Raw genomic sequence first — 21,991 nt, 5'->3', positions numbered from 1 at the left:
CCTTGCAATGCAAATGACTCGGGCCGGGCGCCGACCGTCAGCGCGGTCGGGCCTGCGGCAATCTGGCGGCTGGCGTGGCCGGAATCGGCGCTGCCGCTCTTGGCTGGATGGCGCTTGGGCAAGCGGATCACGTCGGCCTCTTCGCGCGTGAGGCTGGCGCCGTGGCCGGCGGTGCGGGGTACGCGTTCATGCGCGCCGACCGCGCAGCCGGCCGGCGCGGCAGCCCGGCCACGGGGCGGCCGGCAGTGCGGCCAGTGCGGCCAGTGCGGCCAGTGCGGCGGGGGCAGTCAGCGCTGCCAGCGTTGCCAGCGCGGCCATGGACAGCGTGCCGCTGTCGATGCGGGACGCCGGCATGCCGGCGGCGCTGCTCAGGATGAGGAATGGGGTCCACGGTCCATATTTCATCCATCGGGCGTGGGACAGTGCCAGCGGCGGCCCGGCACGGCGGGCGGGCAGGCGGGGTGGCTGGCGGCCCGCCGGGAAGTCCGTTTCTCCGCGCCGCAGCATGGCCAGGACGGCCGTCGGTGTCGGCTTGGCATGGTGGGCGATGGACATGGCGGCTCCCCGGGGAATCGGTACCTGAATCGGTACCTGGATTGAAGCGCACCGTGGCCGACACAATGTGGCCGCTTTGTGAACTTTGTCGGCCATCCTCGTGCGCGGCCGGCGCCCGGCTCAACCCCGGTGTCCCGGCACCAGGGCGACTTCCCGGTGTCCGCCGTCGTCCGGTGTGCGCCGTGCTGGGGGAAGGCAGGGGGCGCCGCAGGTGACCTCCTGCGGATGCTGCCGTGCCGGCGGCCAGGCGGTGCGGCAAGCGGCCTTCGTCATGCGCCATGCCGGCCGGGGCCCGGGGCTCCGGCCGGGCAGGCTCTCAGCCGTGGCGGCTGGCGGTCGGGCGCGCGGCGTTGCCGCGCGGCAGGCGGTACGAAGCCAGGTGCTGGCAGCGCGCGGCCGCGGCCCGTGCGTGCCGGCGCGAGGGCTGCCGGCGCGGCTGGCTGGCGGCGGTCGCTGCGGCAGGCATGCGGCCGGCCTGGGGGGCGGCGGCGTAGAGGCAGGTCGGGGCGGGCATGGTGACCTCCGTTGGCGTGGCTCAGGCGAAGGCGCGCACGGCGTCTTCGGCGGTAGCGTGGATGCTGAACACGCGGTGCATGCGCATCAGCTCGAACAGGGCCTGCACCGGGCGCAGCATGCCGCACAGCTTGAAATCGCCCTGGCTCTTGTGGGTGCGGCGCAGGCAGGCGATCAGCGCGCCCAGGCCCGAGCTGTCGACGAAGCTCAGCGCCGACATGTCGAAGACGACGCGCTGGTAGTCTTCCAGCAAGGGGTTGATGGCTTCCTTGAATGCCTTGACGTTGCTGGCGTCGAGGTGGGCCTCGTCGAGCCGGATCAGCAGGACGCCGGAGGTTTCCCGGATGGCCGTCAATTGCATGGCAAGCTCCTTGTTCTCCGGCCGGGCGGAAAAAGGCGCCGGCCGCAGGGTGATTAAATGCGGGAAGGGCGTCCACAATGTCACCGCTTTGTGAATTCGCGCGCGCTTGCCGCGCACCGGCATCAGCCGGCAAGGCCGTCGGCATCGGCGCCGGAGGTGCCGCCGGGGCCCGCGGGCGTGGCGAGGGTGGAGAGCGTGGCGCGCAAGCCGGCGAGGGTGGCCAGCAGGGCGGGGGAAGGGGCGGCGGCGGCCATGACCGCGTCTTCCAGCGCGCGCGCCTGCGCGCCCAGCGGCGCGAGGCCATGCAGGCCGGCGGCGCCGGCCAGGCGGTGCAGCACGGCGGCGGCGGCCAGGCGGGCCTGTGCCGCCGTTTCCGGCGCCGCTTCGGCCGCGGCCGAGGCGGCCCAGGCCTCGACGGCCCGGGCCAGCTCGTCGGCGCGGCCGGGCAGGCCGGCCAGGAAACGCTCGCGCAGGCGCTGCAGTTGCCGCTGCGCGGCCGCCGCGCTATCCGGCGCCGATGCCACGCCCGTGTTCCCAGTAGATGCGCAGGTTGTCCGCCAGCGTCATGGGATCGAAGGGTTTGACGATGACGCCGGTGGCGCCATGCTCCAGCAGCGCCTCGATCTCGTGCGGCAGGGCGCGCGCCGACATCAGCACCACCGGCGTGCCGCGCAGCGCCGGCATGGCGCGGATGGCCTGCATCGCCTCGGGCCCCGTCATGCCCGGCATCATCACGTCGAGCAGGATCAGGTCGGGCCGGAAGCCCGGTGCCTGCTCGACCGCCGCACGCCCGTCGGCGCACATGCAGACCTCGTAGCCGCCGACGGTGGCCAGGCTGAGTTCGAGAATGGTGCGGATGTCGGGGTCGTCCTCGGCGCACAGCACCCGCCGCAATGCGTCCATGGCGTCAGTCTCCGGCCAGGTTGGCGGCCAGCCGCACGGCGCGCAGGAAGGCATCGTTGCCGGTGCCGCGCTTGCTCAGCAGGGTGAAGCCATGGGCGCCGGCCTGCTCCGCGCCGATCGCGTCGGTGTACAGCAGCACCGGTGCCGGTCCGGCCAGCCGCCGCAGGCGCACGCAGACCGTGTCCAGGGGGCCGTCCGCGCCGGCCGGGTCGGCGATCAGCAGGGCAGGCGCCGGGGCCGCTTCGTCCACCGCCTGCCCGAGGTCGTCGAGGCAATGCAACTCGCACAGCGGCGACAGCAGCGCCGCGATGCGGTCGCGCGCGCGGGGATCGCCATCGATCACCATCACCTGCGGCTGCGACAGCGTGCGTTCGGCGCCGCCCCGCCAGACCGGCAGGTCGACCACGAACTCGGCCCCGTGCCCGGCGGTGGACACCGCGCTGACCTTGCCACCCATGCGTTCGATCAGCAGCCGGCTGATGTGCAGGCCCAGGCCGGTGCCGGCACCGCTGCGGCGGTCGGTCTGCTCGGCCTGCGAGAACTTCTCGAACAGCCTGGCGCGGAAGGCCGGGTCGATGCCCGGGCCGTGGTCGCGCACGGCGATGCGCAGGCGGCCCTGGGCGCAGTGGCAGCGGATTTCCACCGGCTGCTCCGGCGGCGAGTGCTTGACCGCGTTCGACAGCAGGTTGGCCATCACCTGCAGGAAACGGTCGGCGTCGATCTCGGCCCGCAGTCCCGGCGGCGGCGGCGCCACCACCTGCAGCGTGCGCCCGAGCCGGCGCGCATAGTCGGCATTGGCCTGCACCGCTTCCGCCAGCAGCGGTTCCAGCGCCTGCACGCGCAGGTTCAGCATCATGCGGTCGGCTTCCAGCTTGGTCAGGTCGAGCACGTCGTCGATCAGCCGGCCGAGCCGCTCGCCGTTGCGCTGCGCGACCTCGGTCAGGCGCCGCGCCTGCTCCGGCAGCTCGCCGGCGGCGCCGCCGGCGAGCAGGCCGAGCGCGCCCAGCACCGAGGTCAGCGGGGTGCGCAGCTCGTGGCTGATGGTGCTGAGGAATTCGTCCTTCAGGCGTTCGAGGCGGCGCCGCTCGCTGAGGTCGCGCAGCACCAGCGACACGCGTGCCGCGCTGCCGCTGGGCCAGCCGGTCATGCCGATCTCGGCGGCGCTCTCGCGGCCGTCGGCGCGGCGCAGGTTGCGCTCGATGCGGACCTGGCGCGCGTCGCCCGGCTCCAGCGGCGGCAGCCCGGAGGGAATCAGCGAGTGCAGCGGGATGCCGTCGGGTGGCAGGGCGGACAAGCCCAGCAACGCCAGGCCGGCGCGGTTCGCGTCGCAGATGCGCTGCGCGCCGTCGAGCGCCAGCACGGCGTCGCCGACATGGTCGAACAGCGCGCGGTTGTGCATGGCCTGCGCCGCCAGCCGCGTCTGCAGCTCGAGCGCGCGGCCGATATTGCGCAGCTTGGCCTGCAGCAGTTCCGGGCTGACCGGCTTGAGCAGGTAGTCGTCGGCGCCTTGCTCGATGGCCTTGACGAAATGGTCGGCGCCACTCATCGACGACATCACCACCACCGGCAGCCAGCTGTATGGCTCGCGCGCGCGCAGGCGGCGCGTGGCCTCGAAGCCGTCCATGTCGGGCATCAGCAGGTCCAGCAGCACCAGGTCGACATGGCGGGCCGCGACCACGGCGAGGGCTTCCTCGCCGCTGCCTGCCTCGACCGCCCGGTGCCCGGCTTCGCGCACCCGCTGGGCGGTCTCGGCGCGGCTGGCCGGCATGTCGTCGACGACCAGCACCTGCAGGCACTGTGGCGTATCGGGGGGAATGGCGGAGATGGCGGCGGAGTCTGGCATCGATCCCTTCGGCTCGGGTCCAGCGGAGGCGGCGTGCCGGAAGCGGCATGGGCCGCCCGATTATGCCACGCCGGTCCGGCCCCGTCGGCGCGCCCGCCCCCCCCATGGGAGGGGCATGCGGTGGCGTGCCGGAGACGGCGGGGCATGTGCTTTCACAATGTCGCCACCATTTGCGCCGCTTCGGCGCCTTTAATGGCAGCAAGGGGGAACCGATGGGGAGCGAAGGGGGAGTGATGGAGGAACAGGCCGGCGCGGTGCGAAACACGACGCGCTGGACGATGCCGACGAGTGCACCAACACCGAACGCCAAGCACACGGTCTTGGCTCCCTCGCCCCGCATGGGGAGAGGGCGGGGGAGAGGGGTGGTTTAGCAAGGCGCCACGCATGACGAAGCCGTCGGTGTGGTCCAGCACGCGAGCATCGGGACGAAGCCGATGGTGTAATCCCATGCTGCGGCCGGCCGGCGCCTGCCCTCTCCCCCGGCCCCTCTCCCGCAAGCGGGAGAGGGGAGCAAACCGGCGGTAGCGAGAAGGCTCAAGTCCTGCCGGCAACCGGTGGAAACGGGGAGTAAGAAACGGGCGGGAAACGGGGGAAACGGGGGAAACGGGGGAAACGGGGGAAACGGGGGAAACGGGGGAAACGGGGGAAACGGGGGAAACGGGGGAAACGGGGGGGGAGCGGAAAAGGCGGGAGGGCCGGCAGGGAGGCGTGGCCCTCCCGCCAGGACCGCTCAGGCCAGCGCCAGCGGCGCGGCGAAGATATAGCCGACGCGGTGCGCCGTGCGCAGCGGCAGTTCGCTGCGCGTCAGGCTGCGCCAGCGCTGGCGCAACCGGCTGACCAGGGTTTCCAGGCGCCGTTCGTCGTAGTGCAGCCACTCCTGGCCGAAGTTCTCCACGATTTCGCGGCGGCTGGCCGGCTGGCCCGGGTGGCGTGCCAGCAGTTCGAGCAGGCTGCCCTCGTTGACCGAGACCATCATGCGCGAGCCTTCCGGCGCGATCAGTTCGCTGGCCTGGCGGTCGAGCTGCCAGCTCGCGGCCACGCGCCGGCTCAGGGCGCGCAGTACCGCGTCGAATTCCAGCAGCTTGATGGGCTTGACCAGGTAGTGGTCGGCGCCGTCCTCGAAGCCGCGCACCTTGTCCTGCGTCTCGCCGCGCGCGGTCAGCATGACGATGCCGCAGCCCGGGCGCTGCCGGCGCAGGCGCGCGACGGCTTCGAAGCCGGTGCCGTCCGGCAGCATCACGTCGATCACGGCGATGTCGGCCTGTTCGATCAGGGGCGCGGACTCGGCCAGGCTGCCGGCCTGGAGCACCGTCCAGCCCCGCTTCTGCAGGAAGGCGGCGATTTCCTCGCGCAGTTCCGCCTCGTCCTCGAGCAAAAGAATGCTTCGCATGTCCGGGTCCAGGGATGGCGTATGCCACATCGGATGGCAATGGGAACCCTTTACGGACAGCCGGAGCGAAACTTGAGCGGCCAGGCGCCTTGCGCTGCACAGGGGATCAGCCGGCGCGCCCGCCGGCCTGCTTGCGCCAGGCCACCGGCGCCATGCCGAAGCGGGCCGAGAACCAGCGCGAGAAGGCGGCCGGCGAGCCGTAGCCGAGCAGCCCGGACACGCGTGTGAGCGAGTACTGCGGGTTTTCCACGTAGCGCCGGGCCAGTTCGCGGCGCACTTCGTCGAGGATGCCGGTGAAGGTCTCGCCCGCCTCGTCGAGCTGGCGCTGCATGGTACGCAGGCTCAGGCCGAGCCCCTGCGCCACCGCGGCGCTGGTGGCCCGCCCCATCGGCAGCAGCAGGTAGATGGCAGCGCGCACCTCGTGGCCGATGGCGCCGCCGCCGGGGGCCGGCAGGGCATCGACGAAGCGCTGCGCATAGCGCGCCATGACCGGGTCGGCGCCGGGATTGGGCGCGTCCAGGTCGGCCGCCAGGCAGACGATGCCGTTGAATTCGCTGTTGAAGACCAGCGGGCAGGCGAACAGCCGGCGATGTGCGCGCAGGTCGGCTGGCGCCGCATGCGTGAAGTTCACGCTGACCGGCTGCCAGCGCGCGCCCAGCAGCGCGCTGCCCAGGCGCGCCAGCACGCCGATGGCGAGTTCGGTGGCCTGGCGTGAGCCCGGTGCGGACACCAGTTCGTGGCGGATCACGACCGTCTTGCCGACGTCCTCCAGCAGCAGCGCGATCGAATCGTTGACCAGGTGGCGGTAGCGGATCAGCGTGGCCAGCGCCGCGCGCAGCGTGGGCTGCTGGCCGATCAACAGGCTCATTGCGCCGAAATCGGACAACTGGCGGGTTTCAGCCATGCGCAGGCCGAAGGTCAGGCAGCCGCTGGCCTGGGCCGAGGCTTCCAGCAGCGCCACCACGGCGGCGGCCGGCACGCGCCGGTCCGGGTCCTGCAGCATGGCGCGGCTCAGGCCGACCCGGCGCAGCAGCGGCTGCGGATTGAGGCCGAGGCTGTGCGCGACCTCGAAGAAATGGCTCAGTGCCGCGGCACGTATCAGCGTCTCCACGTCCCGACTGTCTCCGTATTGTTGTCCCGGGTTGCCCCGGGTTGCCCCCGGGCTGGCCTGGCGTGCCGGCCGCCCCGGCACGCGCAGCGATCATAGATGTGCCTGGCATGAAATGCAAAGTTCCCGGTGCGCAATGCAAAGCGCGCCGCGGCGCCGGCACCTACAGTGCACAGCATGCATGGCGCGCGTCGCGCGCCGCGATCACGACAGGAGACAACCGATGGCCAAGGTCATCCGCATGTATGAAACCGGCGGTCCCGAAGTGCTGCGCTGCGAACAGGTCGAAGTCGGCGATCCCGGCCCCGGCGAGGTCCGCATCCGCCACGTGGCGGTCGGGCTGAACTACGCCGACACCTATTTCCGCACGGGCATCTATCCGGTGCCGCTGCCGAGCGGCATTGGCGTGGAGGCTGCCGGCATCGTCGAGGCCGTGGGGCCGGGCGTGAACAACGTGGCGGTCGGCGACCGCGTCACCTACACCGGCTTCGTCAACACGCTGGGTGCCTACAGCACCGAGCGCCTGGTGCCGGCGGCGCCGCTGATCCGCCTGCCCGAGACCATCAGCTGCGAGATCGCGGCCGCCATGACCATGCGCGGCCTGACCTCGGCCTACCTGATGCGCCGCATCCACGCCTTCCGCGCCGGCGACACCGTCCTGCTGCACGCCGCCGCCGGCGGCGTCGGCCTGATCGTCTCGCAGTGGGCCAAGCTGCTCGGCCTGACCGTGATCGGCACGGTCTCGTCCGAGGCCAAGGCCGAGGTGGCGCGCGCCCATGGCTGCGACCATGTGATCAACTACAGCCACGAGGATGTCGCCCGCCGCGTGCGCGAGCTGACGGACGGCGTGGGCGTATCGGTGGTGTTCGACAGCGTCGGCAAGAACACCTTCATGGCCTCGCTGGATTCGCTCAAGCGGCGCGGCACCATGGTCTGCGTCGGCACCGCCTCGGGCCCGATCCCGCCCTTCGATCCCGTGCTGCTGGCCATGAAGGGCTCGCTGTTCCTGACCCGCCCGGCGCTGGCCGACTACATCGCCGATCCGGCCGAGAAGGCCGAGCTGGCCGGCGAGCTGTTCGACCACGTCGGCGCCGGCCGCATCCGCATCGAGATCCACCAGCACTACGCGCTGGAAGATGCCGTGCAGGCGCACCGCGACCTGGAAGCGCGCAAGACCACCGGTTCGTCGATCTTCGTCATCTGAGGAGGCCGCCATGCAAGTCAGCCAACTCACCTGTGCGCTCGGCGCCGAACTGCGCGGCGTGCAGCTTGCCGACGCCGTGCGCGACGACGGCCTGTTCGCCGAGATCCGCGCCCTGCTGCTGCGCCATCGCGTGCTGTTCCTGCGCAAGCAGGAACTGAGCCGCGCCGAGCACGTGGCCTTCGCGCGCCGTTTCGGCGAACTGGAAGACCATCCGGTCGCCGGCAGCGATCCCGAGCACCCCGGCCTGGTACGCATCTACAAGACGCCGGACCAGCCCAACGACCGCTACGAGAACGCCTGGCACTCCGACACCACCTGGCGCGAGGCGCCGCAGTTCGGCGCGGTGCTGCGCTGCGTGGAGTGCCCGCCGGTGGGCGGCGACACCATGTGGGCCAATATGGTGCTGGCCTACGAAAACCTGCCGGCCCACGTCAAGGAACAGATCGCCGACCTGCGCGCGCGCCACAGCATCGAAGCCAGCTTCGGCGCGGCGATGCCGATCGAGAAGCGGCTCGCGCTGAAGGCGCAGTATCCGGACGCGGAGCATCCGGTGGTGCGCACCCACCCCGAGACCGGCGAGAAGATCCTCTACGTGAACGGCTTCACCACCCACTTCACCAACTACCACACGCCGGCACGCGTGCGCTTCGGGCAGGACGGCAACCCCGGCGCGGCGGACCTGCTGCGCTACCTGATCAGCCAGGCCTATATCCCCGAGTTCCAGGTGCGCTGGCGCTGGGAACCGGACAGCGTGGCGATCTGGGACAACAGCGCGACCCAGCACTACGCGGTGATGGACTACCCGCCCTGCCACCGCAAGATGGAGCGGGCGGGCATTATCGGCAGCAGGCCGTTCTGAGCGGCGGCGAGCGCATCGTCTTCGTGGGCGGGATCCCGAAGGCGGGCGCAGGCCGGATCGATAACAAGACGCTGCGCACGCATGCAGCCCAGGCAGGAAGGGAAAGCTCAGTGCCAGCCGCAGCGCGGCTGGCGTTTTTTCTTTGCGGCGGCGAAAGCGCAGGCCGGCATCCAGATCAGGACCCCTGCCACCGCATCCCGATGATCGATTCCCACCCGATGGACGATGCGCCGGGCCGCGTCAGCCCAGGCAGCGACGCCACGACGGATCACAGATCCGCCCAGGCCGCGACGACACCCACCGCGTAGAGCGAACCGAGCACCGCGCAGATGCCCGACGACACCAGCCAGAAGCGCGTGGAGTTCTCGGGGAACGCGGGCCTGAGAAGCGGGAAGCAGACGGCGCGTGCCAGGTAGACCGCGCCGATGCAGGCGAGCGCTGGTTTCGTCCATGGCAGGCGAGGACCGATGCCGGCGCCCGAGAAGGCGTACATGGCCCAGAGCAGCAGCACGCCGGCGATGAACAAGGTCAGCAATGCCGGCCGGATCTGGCCGGCCTCGGCCGCGCGCGCCATGCGCTCGCCCGCACCCATGAACCGATAGGCGCGGGCACCGACGGCGATGCAGGCCAGGTGGGCCGCGGCCGCGGCGGCGCTCAGCACGCCGCCGAGCACGAGGGATTGGGCGCCGGTATCAAGCATGGTCGAAGCAGCCGTTGCGCACCACGCAGGCATCGGCGGCCAGCCGATCCGCTTGTGTATCCGCTTGGGTATCCGCTTGAGCGCGGGTGCGGGAAACGGCCTCGCGCAGGCGGACCAGCGCGTCGCGCCGCAGATCCCTTGCCCGGATGCCGTCCGTCTGCGATTCCCATCTGTCGTCAATCCGCATGTCGTTCCTGTCATCGATGCGTTCGATTTTGTGGCAGTGTGATCGGGGCAGTCCTGGTTGTCAAAACGCCGCAAGGGGGGAATGGTGTGCCCTGCCCCCGCTGCGGAGGGCTGCTATTCCCTTTCGGCGTCTATCCGCGACAAGCCCTCACACCAGCAGCCCGGCCGTGCGCTGCACCACGAAATCCATGAACGCATGCACCTTGCGCGACTGCCGCCGGTTGATGGCGTAGACGAAGTGGATGCCGGCGCTCTGCAGCGTGCTGGCCGAGGGGTAGCGGGGCAGCACCTGGACCAGCTGTCCGGCCTCCAGCGCGTCGCGCACCAGCCAGTAGGGCAGCAGGGCGATGCCGCTGCCGGCCAGCGTGCCTTCCAGCAGGACCTCGACGTCATTGGCCACCAGGTCGCCCTGCGGCACGACTTCGATGCCGGCTTCGCCATCGGGTCCGGCGAAGCTCCAGACCACGCGCTCGCCGGCGCGGCGGTAGCGCAGGCAGTTGTGCGCGAGCAGGTCGGCCGGCGCGGCGGGTGCGGCGCGTTGCCGCAGGTAGTCGGGATGGCAGACGGCCAGCCGCCGGTAGCGGCCCAGCGGGCGGCTGACCAGGCTGGATTCGGCCAGCGTGCCGATGCGGATGGCGAGGTCGGTGTCGGTCTCGACCAGGTCGACGTAGTCGTCGGTCAGCGACAGTTCCAGCGTGACGCCGGGGTTGGCGGCCAGGAAGGCCGGAATCAGCGGCGTCAGCAGGCGCTTGCCGAACACCCGCGGCGAGCTGACCTTGAGGCGGCCGCGCGGCTGGCCGGCGTAGGACGCGATTCCCTCGTGGACGGCGTCCAACTCGGCCAGCAAGGTGTCGAGCTGTTCCTTGTAGGTGCGGCCGGGCTCGGTCAGGGCGAGCCGGCGCGTGGTGCGGGTCAGCAGCTTGACCCCCAGCCTGGCTTCGAGCGCGTCGACCTGGCGCGACACGCTGGAGGCGGCGATGCCGAGCAGGTCGGCGGCCTCGGTGAAGCTCAGCGTCGAGGCCACTTTCTGGAAGACGCGCATCGCGCTCAGCAGATCCATGCCGGGGGTTCCATCGGTTGTCAGCCGGCCGGGACGAACAGCGGTTCGGCGCCGTCGGCGAATTTGCTGGGAGTGAACTCGATGATGTCGTAGCGTGCCAGCCCCTCGCGGTAGAAGGGGTCTTCGGCCAGCACGGCGTCGAGCTGCCGGCGATCGAGCCGGCGCACGAGGATAACACCGCCGATGCGCGGTACCTGCGGTCCCGACGCCAGGAAATGGCCGGCGCGGTAGTGGCGGTCGAGGAAGTCGCGATGCTCCGCCAGGCTGGCTTCGATGGCGGCCAGCGGTTGCACGTAGTGCAGCAGGACGATGAACATGATGGTTGCCTCAGACGGTCAGGATGATCTTGCCGAGCGTGACGCCCGACTCCAGCAGGCGGTGCGCCTGCGCGGCCTGGGCGAGCGGCAGCACCTGCTGGATGCAGGGGCGGACCCGTTCGCGCGCCACCAGGTCGAGCACGTGGTCGAGGTCGCGGCGCCCGCTGCCGCGGCAGCCCAGCACCTCCAGGCGCCGGGTGAACACCGCCTTCAGGTCCAGCGGCGCCATGGTGCCGGTGGTCACGCCGCCCAGCACCAGCCGGCCGTCCATGGCGAGCGCGGCAACCGATTGTTCGAAGGTGGCGGCGCCGACATGCTCGAAGACCAGGTCCACGCCGCGCCCGCCGGTGAGCTCGCGCACCTCTTCCGCCATGCCGGGGCCGGCCAGCACCACGGCGGCGGCGCCTGCCCGGCGCAGTGCCTCGTCGGTGCCGGCGCTGCGGCCGATGGCGATCACGCGCGCGCCCATGGCGCTGGCCAGTTCGACCGCGGCGTAGCCCAGCCCGCCGTTGGCGCCGAGGATCATCACCGACTCGCCTGCCGCCAGGCGCCCGCGCCGCAGCATGGCCGCCGCCGTGGCGTAGGTGAGGGCGAAGCTCGCGCCGCGCACGTAGTCGAGCGCCTCGGGCAGCGCGACGGCGTTGCGGGACGGCACGCGCACGAACTGCGCATAGCCGCCGTCGATGGTGGAACCGACCGTGCCGAAGTGGCTGCAGCGGTTGTCTTCGCCGCGCAGGCAGTGTTCGCAGTGGCCGCAGGAGAGGATGGGGGCGGCGAAGACGCGCTCGCCGATGCGGCGGCGGTCGACATTGGCCCCGGCCTCGACGATCTCGCCGGCGAAGTCGGTGCCGGGGATGCGCGGCAGCGGCACCTGGAACACGCTGCCATCGCGCAGCAGCACGTCGAGCCGGTTGACGCCGGCGGCGTGCACGCGAACGACGACGTCGTCCGGCCCCGGGGCCGGGGTGGCGACGTCGACCAAGGCGAGCGTATCCGCCGCGCCGTATTGCTGGATCTGTACCGCTTGCATGGAAACTCCGTTCCGGGTTGAGAACGGAGCCACTCTACGGGCCGCCCGCGCGGCGAAACAGCGGGCTGGCCGCAGAAGAGAAATCGGCCGCGCGCAAGAATCGGTTCCTGCAGGGATCCGGCGCATGCGCCGCGCCGGCTGGTGGCACGGCGGCACGGCGGCACGGCGTGCGGCGGCGACTCAGGGCTGGATGCCGAAGGCCTTGACGATGCCTGCGTTGCGCTCGAATTCCGTGCGTACGGCCTGGCCGAGCTGGGGCAGGGACTGGGCCTCGATGGGTTCGTAGCCGAGATCCTTCATGCGTTCGTGCACGCGCGGCGTGGCCGCGGCGCGGTAGCTGGCCGCGGCGATCCTGGCGGCCAGCGCCTCGGGCAGCCGTGCCGAGCCGATCACGCCGACCCAGTTGCTGAAGTCCAGTTCCGGGTAGCCCAGTTCGGCGAAGGTGGGCACCTGGGGCAGCAGCGGCGAGCGCGTTTTCGACGCCACCGCATAGGCCTGCAGCTTGCCGCCCTTGAGCAGCGGCAGCGAGGTCACCATGCCGTCGAACATCAGCGGGATCTGCCCGCCCATGACCTGGGCCAGCGCCGGGCCGGAGCCGGCGAAGGGCACGTGCTGCAGGTCCAGGCCGGCCTTCTGGTTCAGGATGGCGCCGGCGTAGTGCGAGGCGGTGCCGGCGCTGTACGAGGCGAAGGACAGCTTGCCAGGATTGGCCCTGGCGTAGGCGACCAGGCTCGCCAGGTCCCTGGCGGGCAGCGAAGGCGTGCCGACCAGCAGCAGGCGGGAGCGGGCCACCGCGGCGATCGGGCGCACGTCCTTGAGCGGGTCGAACGGTGTCTTCAGCACGTGCGGTACCTCGGTCAGCACATTGCTGGCGGTGACCATGATGGTCTGGCCGTCGGCGGGCGCGGCCAGCAGGGTGCTGATGGCGATGCTGCCGCCGGCGCCGGGCTTGTTGTCGACCACCACCGGCTGTCCCAGGTCCGCCGACAACTGATCGGCGAGCAGGCGCGCGATCACGTCCATGGTGCCGCCGGCCGGGGCCGGCACCAGCATGCGGACGGGCTTGCCGGTCCAGGCCAGTGCGGCCGGCACGGCCAGCGCCAGGGCCAGGGCAGCGCCGGCTCGGCGCAGCGTGGAAGGTCGGATGATGCGTGGCATGGTGTCTCCTCTTGGTGGGGGGGCGGACGCTTTGGCGTGCCTGCGTCCGTCGTTGTGTTTGTTGTTGTGTTTGTCGTTGCGTTTGCCCCGCCATGCCCGGCCGCTCCGGCCGCTCCGGCCGTTCGGGCCGTTCGGGCCGGCATCCGCGGCACCGCTTCGCCGCCGCGGTTCAACCGCAGGCGGCGAGGTCCCGCGGCACGAAAGCCAGCGCCTGCTGCATGGCGTCGAACAGGACGGCGGCCGGACGCGCGCCGCTGACGCCATGCCTGCCGCCGAAGACGAACAGGGGCACGCCCTGGCCGGCCCAGCGCGGCGGCGCCTGCGGTACGGCCAGCGGCGGCAGCCATGGCGCGTCGTCGTGCACGGGGCCGGGCGCGCGGATGCCGCAGGCGTCGGCCGCCGCGCGCAGCACCTCGGGGTCGCCGATGTGCTGCGCCGCGATGAAGTAGCGCGTGAACAGCTCCTCGGTCAGCGCGCCGGCGGCGGCAGCACCATGCGCCTGCGCGGCGTACTGGATCAGCCGGTGTCCGGCCAGGGTGTTGGGCAGCACCTCGATGCGCTCCAGCGCCAGCGGCAGTTCGAGGCCGGCTGCGCGCGCGGCTTCCTGCACCTGGGCCCGGCGCGCCGCCACGGCGCGGGCGTCGCCCAGGCGGGCCAGGTAGAAAGCGCGGTAGTCGAGGCCGGCGGCCGGCACGGCGGGCAGCAGCGGATAGGCACACCAGCGGACGCGCACGGGTACCTCGGGCCGCTCGTGTGCCCAGCGGGCCAGGGCCGCGTCGAGATGGCGCTTGCCGATCAGGCACCAGGGGCAGATCAGGTCGAAGTACACATCGACCGTCAAGCAAGGCTGCAGGGTCATGGCGAGGCGGACGGAAAGATTGCCGCGGCCCGGCGGGCGGCGGCGGGGTCAGGGGAAGCGGGGGTGCCGTGCCGGCGCACCGGCCCGTCAGCGCTTCAGCCGCGCGGCGGCTGCGGCGGCTGCAGTGTCCGCGGCATGGCGGCCAGCCCGCGCAGCGACGGCCGTCGCTGCGCGACCTCGGCCAGCACGGCGCCGCGCTCCTGCGCCGTCAAGCGGTCCCAGCGGCCGATCTCCAGCGCGGTGCGGCCGCAGCCCTGGCAGTACTTGCCGGCCTGGTCCATGCGGCAGATGTTGATGCAGGGATTGCCGATGGCGGCATCGGCCGGGGCGGGATCGGTGTGGGACATCGGTGTCCTCCTGCGCGCGCGGCGCGGCGAAGAGGCCCGGTTGGCCCGGCCGCGCGGGAAAGTCGCGCAGCCGGGGCCGGGCAAGCGTTTCAGGCGGTCGCTCAGGCAGCGGCTCAGGTAGCGGTTCAGGCCGCGGTTCAGGCCGCGTTGCGCAGCGGCAGGTTGCGCTCGCCGGCGCGGCGGTTGGGCGCCATGCCGTTGGCCGCCAGCGTTTCTTCCGCGCTGTCGTACCAGGTGCCGATGCGGTAGATGCGGCGCGCTTCCTGGCCCGAGGCGATGTCACGGCCCAGCTCGCGGGCCACGCGCACGCACTGCTCGATCTGCTGCACCGAGGTCATGCGCTTGCCGTGCTGGTCGATGATGGTGTCCTCGATGCCGCAGCGCGGATGCAGGCCCATGGCCATGGCCATCATGTTGAAGGGCAGCACGTTCTTCAGCAGCGATTCGGCGGTCAGCGTGCAGCCGTCCGGCGCGCGATGCACGAAGTTGATGAAGTTGAAGGGGTTGGGGCCGTCGAAGCCGCCGCCGATGCCGATCCAGGTCAGGTTCAGCGGCCCCTTGTAGGCGCCCTTGCGCACCAGGCGCTCCAGCGTTTCCAGCGCGTGCATGCCGGTCAGCTGGAAGTGCGGCTGGATGCCCGAGGCCTGCAGGCGGCGCAGGTGCTCCTCGACCCAGGCGGGGCCGGCCGGCACGGTCATCTCGCTGTAGGCGGCCTGGTAGGCGGGGTTTTCCAGCGACGTGCCTTTCAGGTACTCCGGATACAGGAGTTCCATGATGTTCATCTGGGTGGTGTTGATGGCCACCGTGACCTGGTCGGGCTTCGGGGCCAGCTCGGCCAGCATGTGGCGGGTGTCGTCCGACAGCCACTTGGCGGCCTCGCCTTCGTCCTCGGGGGCGAAGGAGATCGAGCCGCCCACCTGGATGATCATGTCGGGCACCGCCGCGCGCACGCCGGCGATCAGCTCGTTGAACTTGGACAGGCGCTTGGAGCCCTTGCCGTCGAGCTCGCGCACGTGCAGGTGCAGCACGGTGGCGCCGGCGTTGTAGCAGTCCACCGCCTTCTGGATCTGCTCCTCCATCGTCACCGGGATGTCCTCGGGGAAGTCCTGCGGCATCCATTCGGGGCCGTAGGGGGCCACGGTGATGACCACCTTGTCCTGGTTCTCGGGGTGCAGGGAATCGTCGAGGAATTGCATGTCGTCTCTCCAGTTCAGTGTTCTGGCCTCGCCGGCGCATGATGCATATCGCGAGCCGGGCGGGAGCCTGCGGGCGGATCGCTTCCGGTGTCGGAAGTATCGTGCAACGGCGCCCGGGCATTTGACGATCCGGGACGATCAATTTACATTCAGGGACAGTCAGGGAAAACACGATGTCCTACTACCTTCGCAGCGCCAGTCTCACCAACTACGTCGAAGTCGCGCGTGCCCTGGGGCTCGATCCCTACCAGCAGCTGCGCGCGGCGCGGATCGGCCGCAGCGTGCTGCTGGATCCCGACATCCGCATTCCGGCGGCCCAGGTGGGGCGGCTGATGGAGGCCTCGGCCAAGGCTGCCGGCGTCGACGACTTCGGCCTGCGCATGGCCGAGCTGCGCCAGTTGTCCAACCTCGGCCCGCTGGCCTTCGTGGTGCAGGAGCAGCCCAACCTGCTGCGCGCGCTGGAGTCGATGGTGCGCCACATGGACCTGCAGAACGAGTCGCTGTCGATGCGCGTGGAGCGCGAAGGCGAACTGGTGATCATCCGCCTGCAGCTGCTGAGCGACGAGGCCAGCCCGCTGCGCCAGGCCACCGACCTGGCGGTCGGCGTGGTGTTCCGCATCCTGAGCGTGTTCCTCGGCCCGTCCTGGCGCCCGCGCAGCATCAGCTTTTCGCACGCGGCCCCGGCCAGCACCGCCACCTGGCAGCGCGTGTTCGGCATGCCGGCGCTGTTCAACCAGGATTTCGACGGCATCGTCTGCCGCGCCGCCGACCTGGAGGCGCCGCTGCCGTCCTACGATCCGGTCATGGCGCAGCAGGTCAAACGCTATCTCGGCACGCTGCTGGCGCAGTCCAGCACCACGCTGCGGGACAAGGTGAGGAAGCTGGTCTACCTGCTGCTGCCTTCCGGCATGTGTTCGGTCGAGCGCGTGGCGCAGCACCTGGGCGTGGACCGGCGCACGGTGCACCGCCACCTGGAGCAGGAGGGCACCACCTACCTGGAGATCGTGGCGGAGGCGCGCGCCAGCCTGGTGCAGCGCTATATCGAGAATCCGGAACGCCGGCTGTCCGAAGTGGCCACCTTGCTCGGCTTCTCGTCCCTGAGCGCGTTCTCGCGCTGGTTCGCCGACCGCTTCGGCTGCAGCGTGACGCGCTGGCGCGCCGGCGGTGGCGGGAAGGCGCCGCCGGCCAGCCCGCGTTCCGGCAGCTCAATACACTCCGACTAGTTGTGAAGCGTCATACGTAAGGCACCCGCGACCGACAGCGCCGCCAGGCAGTCGGCGTCGTTGCACAGGCTCGCCATCGCCGTGCCATGCGATGCACTCCAAACCGTTGACTATAGGCAACGGTCAAGCGTAAATAGCACTCCACGACTGGGATGGGAGTCCATCATGCGGATCGGCGAACTCTGCAAGCGGGCGGGCGTATCGCGCGGCACCGTCGGCTACGACGAGCGGTTGGTGCTGCAGGACAAGGCCACGCCACCGCACGCCCGGTCCTCCCCGCTTTCCTATTTCTGGAGCGGTGACACCATGCGCAGCCGGCGCGTGAGCGAGGTCGTGCTGAGCGGAATGCTCGAGGTGCCGGAACCGCCGGCGCGGCTGCGTGCCGACTGGGCACGGGAGATCTCGTCGCACATGACCCTGGACGCGGGCGATGTCGAGGTGATGCCCCTGGCCCGCGCACGCATGCGCTGGCCGCAGTACTCGCAGTGCGTGCGGGCGGTGTCCGACTGGACCGGCCGGCTTGGCCTGCCCGGCGTGCTGGCCGGCAGCGACGTCGCGCTGATGGTGTGCCGCGGCGCGAGGTACCACCATGACGGCGAGCAGTACGGCGGCGCGGTCTTCTGCAATCTCTTCCTGAGCGAGGACAAGGGGCAGGACCTGCATTTCCCGTCGCTGGACCTGCGCATTCCGCTCAGGCGAGGATTGGCCGTGGTGTTCGATACCTGCCAGCCGCATGGGGTGATCCGACGTGGCAGCGATGGCTTCGCCGCCGCCGACTTCCCGGACGGCCGGGACGACTCACAGCTGTTCCTGACCTGGGAGCTGCCGGTCGAGGATGTCCATGTCGCAAGGTCTCTCGAGGTCGTCTTCGATGCCGACCCTGCGACCGCGGCGACGCTCGACGCGGAGCAGGTGCGGCGGCAAGGTGAGAGGGTGACCGTCAGTCCCGACTCGGGGCGGTGGTGCCGGGCCGGCTAGCGGAACCCGGCCAGGCGCACGTCCCAGGTGCTGGTGCTGGTGCTGGTGCTGGTGCTGGTGCTGGTGCTGGTGCTGGTGCTGGTGCTGGTGCTGGCGCTGGCGCTCGTCGCGTCGGGCGCCGGCGCCTGGGCCGTGCGCCGCGCCGGCTCATGACGTTGTGCGTCGACAGACCGCTGTCATTCCCTCCCGCTATCGTTGCCCGAGCCATCCGCGCGGGCCCATTCTCCGAGAACTGAAAGCGCTTTTCATATTGTGGAATCCGGGCCGGATTTTTCCCGTCTTGGCTTTTCGGCTCTTGAAAACGTGTTCCACATCGCAGGATCTTGTTGCTATCTCATTGAAAAATAAGGATAAAGCAAGTCTTATGTCTTATATAAGAGTTCGCCGCAACGCACCAAGAACGCCATACAATGACTTCACGCTGCTTGCTTCGACATCCTGCTTCGGCACCCGTAGCGGCACCCGCGATTTCTCTCAAACGCGCTTCACTCTTAGGAAATTCAAATGTCCCAGTATCAAGACGACATCAAGGCAGTTGCTGGTCTGAAGGAGAACCACGGCAGCGCGTGGAATGCCATCAACCCCGAGTATGCCGCCCGCATGCGTGCCCAGAACAAGTTCAAGACGGGTCTGGACATCGCCAAGTACACCGCCAAGATCATGCGTGCCGACATGGCCGCCTACGACGCCGACCCGTCCAAGTACACCCAGTCGCTGGGTTGCTGGCACGGTTTCATCGGCCAGCAGAAGATGATCTCGATCAAGAAGCACTTCAACAGCACCGAACGCCGCTACCTGTACCTGTCCGGCTGGATGGTCGCCGCGCTGCGCTCGGAGTTCGGCCCGCTGCCGGACCAGTCGATGCACGAGAAGACTTCCGTCAGCGCGCTGATCCGCGAGCTGTACACCTTCCTGCGCCAGGCCGACGCCCGTGAACTGGGTGGCCTGTTCCGCGAGCTGGATGCTGCCAAGGATGCCGCCGCCAAGGCCGCCATCCAGCAGAAGATCGACAACCACGTCACCCACGTCGTGCCCATCATCGCCGACATCGACGCCGGTTTCGGCAACGCGGAAGCCACCTACCTGCTGGCCAAGCAGTTCATCGAAGCGGGTGCCTGCTGCATCCAGATCGAGAACCAGGTGTCCGACGAGAAGCAATGCGGCCACCAGGATGGCAAGGTCACCGTGCCGCACGAGGACTTCCTGGCCAAGATCCGCGCGATCCGCTACGCCTTCCTGGAACTGGGCGTGGACGACGGCATCATCGTGGCCCGTACCGACTCGCTGGGCGCCGGCCTGACCAAGCAGATCGCCGTGACCAACACGCCGGGCGACCTGGGCGACCAGTACAACGCCTTCCTCGACTGCGAAGAACTGTCGGCCGACCAGCTGGGCAACGGTGACGTGGTCATCAAGCGCGACGGCAAGCTGCTGCGTCCGAAGCGCCTGCCGAGCAACCTGTTCCAGTTCCGCGCCGGCACGGGCGAAGCGCGCTGCGTGCTCGACTGCATCACGTCGCTGCAGAACGGCGCCGACCTGCTGTGGATCGAAACCGAAAAGCCCCATATCGCGCAGATCGGCGGCATGGTCAGCGAGATCCGCAAGGTCATCCCGAACGCCAAGCTGGTGTACAACAACAGCCCGTCGTTCAACTGGACCCTGAATTTCCGCCAGCAGGCCTATGACGCGATGAAGGCTGCGGGCAAGGATGTGTCGGCATACGACCGCGCCCAGCTGATGAGCGTGGAATACGACCAGACCGAACTGGCGAAGCTCGCCGACGAGAAGATCCGCACCTTCCAGGCCGATGCATCGCGCGAAGCCGGTATCTTCCACCACCTGATCACGCTGCCGACCTACCACACCGCCGCGCTGTCGACCGACAACCTGGCCAAGGAATACTTCGGCGACCAGGGCATGCTGGGCTACGTGGCTGGCGTGCAGCGCAAGGAAATCCGCCAGGGCATCGCCTGCGTCAAGCACCAGAACATGTCCGGCTCGGATATCGGCGACGACCACAAGGAGTACTTCAGCGGCGAAGCAGCCCTGAAGGCAGCGGGCAAGGACAACACGATGAACCAGTTCTCGTAATCGTCATACCCGAAGCAAAACGCCAACCCATCGCGGGTTGGCGTTTTTTTTTGTCCGGCGGGATCGTTCGCCGGGGCGCTCATCGAACGTCTTCTTGTGGCCAGAGAGAACACCCCTCAACCTTCACGCCTCACGCCCGATCCTGCCGCCGCCGCACGAAAAAGGCCGCCACCGGACGAAGTCCGAGCGGCGGCGCCAAGGTCGAGCAGGGAACGGCGGGGCGGGCGCCGCGCGCAGCGGCGCCTGCCCGGGATCAGAACTTGTGGCGCACGCCCACGGCCACGCCCACCATGGAGTTCTGGCCGCTGGCCAGGGCGTAGCTGTTGCCCAGCGAGAGGCTGGTGGCATAGGCGGTGGCCACCGAGTCCAGGGTCAGGCCGGCATTGCGGGCGTAGGCGGCGGACAGGTAGACGTCGGTGCGCTTGGACAGGTTGTAGTCGGCCACCAGCGCGACCTGCCACGGATTGGCGACCTGGGTGCTGCCGTAGAGGTTGTGCACCTTGTCGTAGTCGTACTCCAGGGTCAGGCCCAGTGCCGGGGTGACCTGGTAGTTGGCGCCGACCCAGTAGAAGTCGTCGCGGGCGATGCCGGCGCCGGCGGCGTTCTTGTTCTGTCCCCAGCGGTAGCCGCCCATGACCTTGGCGGGGCCGAAGGTGTAGCTGGCGGCGACGGCGGCCTTGCGGAAGGTGCCGCTGCCGGTGCCGATGGTGGGATTCCACTGGTCGTAGCCGAGCGCGATGCCGAGGGGGCCGGCCATATAGGTGGCGGCGGCGCCGTAGGCGGAGTCGCGGCGGAAGGCGCCGGGGACCTCGCCGTTGCCGCCGACGGCGATGGCGGAGGCGCCGGTCTGCGGCAGGGCCAGGCCGGTGCCGAAGGAGAAGTGGGCGAGGGCGGTGACGGGGCCGAACTGGCCGGTGTACTTGACGGTGTTGTCCTCGCGGAAGTTGGCGCCGGACTGCAGCACGACGGGTTCGTACTGGGTCGCGTAGGCGGCCGGTGCGAAGTTGGCCAGGGCCTCGAACATCGAGGTGTACTGGCGGCCGAGGCTGATCTGGCCGAGCGTGGCCGACTGCACGCCGACGTAGGCCTGGCGGCCGAACAGGCGGCCGCCCTGCTGCGAGGTGCCGGTGTCGAGGTTGAAGCCGCTTTCCAGCACGAACACGCCCTTGAGGCCGTTGCCGAGGTCTTCGGTGCCGCGCAGGCCCCAGCGCGAGCCGGACAGGCCGCCGGAGTCCATGCGGTAGACGCTGTTGGAGGTGCCGGGGTTGAAGCCGTTGGCGGCGGAGGGAATCGCGCCGACATGGTTGGCGAACTCGACGTTGATGTCGGCCACGCCGTAGAGCGTGACGCTGGACTGGGCGCTGGCCAGGGCCGGGCAGGCGATCAGGGCGGCCAGGGCGGCCTTCTTCAATGGCATGGTGTCTCCTCGTTCCTTCTTCGATGTGGTGGGGGAATATTGTTGGGGTCGGGGCGGGCGCGGCCATCGCGCGGCCTGCCGCGCGGCCGTGTCGGCGCGTGCAGTCGGGCGCGCCTCAGCCGTCGGCCAGCAGCTCGGCCAACAGCTCCGTCGCCTGCGGCCACGGGCCGTAGCCGGCGGCGGGATTCAGGTGGCCCACCTCGCCCAGGTCGACCAGGCGGCTGCCCCAGGCATAGGCCATGCCGCGCACGCGTTCGTAGGCGGCCAGGGGGTCGTTGCGGCTGGCCGCCACCAGGCTGCGGAAGGGCAGGGGCGCGCGTGGTGCCGGCAGCCAGCCGTTCGCTTCGAGCGCGGCCTTGTCGGGATAGCCGGCCGGCAGCGGCTGGTCGAAGTCCGGCGGCGTGGCCAGCAGCGCGGCGTGGATCGGGCGCCGGTGCTGCGCGGCCCAGTGCACGGTGATCATCACCCCTGCGCTGTGGGCCACCAGCACCACCGGGCCGTCGATGTCGGCCAGCGCGGCGTCGAGCGCGGCCACGCGGGCGTCGCGGCTGAGCTTGTCGTGCTCCAGCGGCGGCACCGAGCGGGCGTTCGGCAGTTGTGCCTGCAGCAGGGTCTGCCAGTGCTCGGGCACGTGGTCGCGCAGGCCGGGTACCAGGAGGAAGGTGAGGGCGGGATCGAACGTCATGGAATGCC

General features: G+C 70.2%; 25 protein-coding genes. 7 read left to right on the top strand and 18 right to left on the bottom strand.

Features of this window, described 5'->3' with window-relative positions; genetic code table 11:
- Positions 1-186: 186 nt before the first annotated feature.
- The 8 genes from BKK79_RS24545 to BKK79_RS24510 all read right to left on the bottom strand — a co-directional run bounded on the left by BKK79_RS24545 (position 187) and on the right by BKK79_RS24510 (position 6,676).
- Positions 187-555 carry a hypothetical protein gene (locus BKK79_RS24545; RefSeq protein WP_071039112.1) on the bottom strand — a complete coding sequence of 123 codons (369 nt, stop codon included), beginning with the start codon at positions 553-555 and terminating at the stop codon, positions 187-189.
- 316 nt (positions 556-871) lie between these two features.
- A complete protein-coding gene (locus BKK79_RS24540) occupies positions 872-1,069 on the bottom strand; it encodes a hypothetical protein (protein ID WP_071039111.1) in 198 nt (65 codons plus the stop codon).
- A 21-nt stretch (positions 1,070-1,090) separates the two neighbouring features.
- Positions 1,091-1,429 carry an STAS domain-containing protein gene (locus tag BKK79_RS24535; RefSeq protein WP_071017871.1) on the bottom strand — a complete coding sequence of 113 codons (339 nt, stop codon included), beginning with the start codon at positions 1,427-1,429 and terminating at the stop codon, positions 1,091-1,093.
- A 122-nt stretch (positions 1,430-1,551) separates the two neighbouring features.
- Complete coding sequence (locus BKK79_RS24530; protein ID WP_071017873.1) at positions 1,552-1,953, bottom strand: Hpt domain-containing protein; 402 nt, start codon at positions 1,951-1,953, stop codon at positions 1,552-1,554.
- Positions 1,934-2,332 carry a response regulator gene (locus tag BKK79_RS24525; protein ID WP_071017874.1) on the bottom strand — a complete coding sequence of 133 codons (399 nt, stop codon included), beginning with the start codon at positions 2,330-2,332 and terminating at the stop codon, positions 1,934-1,936. The genes BKK79_RS24530 and BKK79_RS24525 overlap by 20 nt, the downstream gene beginning before the upstream one ends.
- A gap of 4 nt (positions 2,333-2,336) precedes the next feature.
- On the bottom strand, positions 2,337-4,175 hold the full coding sequence (locus BKK79_RS24520) for a hybrid sensor histidine kinase/response regulator (RefSeq protein WP_071039110.1): 1,839 nt from the start codon (positions 4,173-4,175) through the stop codon (positions 2,337-2,339).
- 730 nt (positions 4,176-4,905) lie between these two features.
- Positions 4,906-5,565, bottom strand: coding sequence for a response regulator transcription factor (locus BKK79_RS24515; protein WP_071039109.1), 660 nt, complete (start codon positions 5,563-5,565; stop codon positions 4,906-4,908).
- Between the two features lie 106 nt (positions 5,566-5,671).
- A complete protein-coding gene (locus BKK79_RS24510; RefSeq protein ID WP_071017880.1) occupies positions 5,672-6,676 on the bottom strand; it encodes an AraC family transcriptional regulator in 1,005 nt (334 codons plus the stop codon).
- A 220-nt stretch (positions 6,677-6,896) separates the two neighbouring features.
- On the opposite strand from BKK79_RS24510, the gene BKK79_RS24505 reads away from it, so the two are divergent.
- A complete protein-coding gene (locus BKK79_RS24505) occupies positions 6,897-7,877 on the top strand; it encodes a quinone oxidoreductase family protein (RefSeq protein WP_071017882.1) in 981 nt (326 codons plus the stop codon).
- A gap of 10 nt (positions 7,878-7,887) precedes the next feature.
- A complete protein-coding gene (locus tag BKK79_RS24500; protein ID WP_071017884.1) occupies positions 7,888-8,736 on the top strand; it encodes a TauD/TfdA dioxygenase family protein in 849 nt (282 codons plus the stop codon).
- Between the two features lie 268 nt (positions 8,737-9,004).
- Here BKK79_RS24500 and BKK79_RS24495 read toward each other — a convergent pair whose 3' ends face one another.
- Positions 9,005-9,436 (bottom strand): hypothetical protein, encoded by a 432-nt coding sequence (locus BKK79_RS24495; RefSeq protein WP_071039108.1) that lies wholly within the window; start codon positions 9,434-9,436, stop codon positions 9,005-9,007.
- Between BKK79_RS24495 and BKK79_RS40530 the strand changes: the two genes are divergently transcribed.
- Positions 9,435-9,665, top strand: coding sequence for a hypothetical protein (locus BKK79_RS40530; protein ID WP_157128510.1), 231 nt, complete (start codon positions 9,435-9,437; stop codon positions 9,663-9,665). The genes BKK79_RS24495 and BKK79_RS40530 overlap by 2 nt on opposite strands.
- 105 nt (positions 9,666-9,770) lie before the next feature.
- On the opposite strand, the gene BKK79_RS24485 is transcribed toward BKK79_RS40530, so the two are convergent.
- The 7 genes from BKK79_RS24485 to BKK79_RS24455 form a co-directional block, all read right to left on the bottom strand.
- Entirely contained in the window at positions 9,771-10,682 is a 912-nt protein-coding gene (locus tag BKK79_RS24485) for a LysR family transcriptional regulator (protein ID WP_071017927.1), read from the bottom strand.
- 20 nt (positions 10,683-10,702) lie between these two features.
- Positions 10,703-10,999 carry a YciI family protein gene (locus BKK79_RS24480; protein ID WP_071017929.1) on the bottom strand — a complete coding sequence of 99 codons (297 nt, stop codon included), beginning with the start codon at positions 10,997-10,999 and terminating at the stop codon, positions 10,703-10,705.
- A gap of 10 nt (positions 11,000-11,009) precedes the next feature.
- Positions 11,010-12,029, bottom strand: coding sequence for an alcohol dehydrogenase catalytic domain-containing protein (locus BKK79_RS24475; RefSeq protein ID WP_071039106.1), 1,020 nt, complete (start codon positions 12,027-12,029; stop codon positions 11,010-11,012).
- Between the two features lie 180 nt (positions 12,030-12,209).
- A complete protein-coding gene (locus BKK79_RS24470) occupies positions 12,210-13,187 on the bottom strand; it encodes a Bug family tripartite tricarboxylate transporter substrate binding protein (protein ID WP_071039105.1) in 978 nt (325 codons plus the stop codon).
- Positions 13,188-13,356: 169 nt separating this feature from the next.
- Positions 13,357-14,046 (bottom strand): DsbA family protein, encoded by a 690-nt coding sequence (locus BKK79_RS24465; protein ID WP_071039104.1) that lies wholly within the window; start codon positions 14,044-14,046, stop codon positions 13,357-13,359.
- Positions 14,047-14,141: 95 nt separating this feature from the next.
- A complete protein-coding gene (locus tag BKK79_RS24460) occupies positions 14,142-14,393 on the bottom strand; it encodes a DUF1289 domain-containing protein (protein WP_071017935.1) in 252 nt (83 codons plus the stop codon).
- Positions 14,394-14,530: 137 nt separating this feature from the next.
- Complete coding sequence (locus BKK79_RS24455) at positions 14,531-15,589, bottom strand: 3-keto-5-aminohexanoate cleavage protein (RefSeq protein ID WP_071039103.1); 1,059 nt, start codon at positions 15,587-15,589, stop codon at positions 14,531-14,533.
- Between the two features lie 173 nt (positions 15,590-15,762).
- Between BKK79_RS24455 and BKK79_RS24450 the strand changes: the two genes are divergently transcribed.
- From BKK79_RS24450 to BKK79_RS24440, 4 genes are all read left to right on the top strand, one after another.
- Positions 15,763-16,812 (top strand): AraC family transcriptional regulator, encoded by a 1,050-nt coding sequence (locus BKK79_RS24450; RefSeq protein WP_071017939.1) that lies wholly within the window; start codon positions 15,763-15,765, stop codon positions 16,810-16,812.
- Positions 16,813-17,118: 306 nt separating this feature from the next.
- On the top strand, positions 17,119-17,790 hold the full coding sequence (locus tag BKK79_RS24445) for a hypothetical protein (RefSeq protein WP_232346498.1): 672 nt from the start codon (positions 17,119-17,121) through the stop codon (positions 17,788-17,790).
- Positions 17,791-17,817: 27 nt separating this feature from the next.
- Positions 17,818-17,943, top strand: a complete 126-nt coding sequence (locus BKK79_RS41990) for a hypothetical protein (RefSeq protein ID WP_257787599.1) — start codon at positions 17,818-17,820, stop codon at positions 17,941-17,943.
- A gap of 351 nt (positions 17,944-18,294) precedes the next feature.
- Entirely contained in the window at positions 18,295-19,881 is a 1,587-nt protein-coding gene (locus tag BKK79_RS24440; protein ID WP_071017941.1) for an isocitrate lyase, read from the top strand.
- Between the two features lie 253 nt (positions 19,882-20,134).
- Here the strand turns inward: BKK79_RS24440 and BKK79_RS24435 are convergent, their stop codons facing one another.
- The gene (locus tag BKK79_RS24435) at positions 20,135-21,298 is read right to left on the bottom strand and encodes a porin (RefSeq protein ID WP_071017943.1); all 1,164 of its coding nucleotides are present in this window, start codon (positions 21,296-21,298) and stop codon (positions 20,135-20,137) included.
- A 115-nt stretch (positions 21,299-21,413) separates the two neighbouring features.
- A complete protein-coding gene (locus BKK79_RS24430; protein WP_071017945.1) occupies positions 21,414-21,983 on the bottom strand; it encodes an RBBP9/YdeN family alpha/beta hydrolase in 570 nt (189 codons plus the stop codon).
- Positions 21,984-21,991 lie beyond the last annotated feature (8 nt).

Source organism: Cupriavidus sp. USMAA2-4 (genome assembly GCF_001854305.1).
Classification (GTDB): Bacteria; Pseudomonadota; Gammaproteobacteria; order Burkholderiales; family Burkholderiaceae; genus Cupriavidus; species Cupriavidus malaysiensis.
The sequence above is the reverse complement of the archived record's forward strand: the minus strand, read 5'-3'. Positions and strand labels throughout refer to the sequence as shown.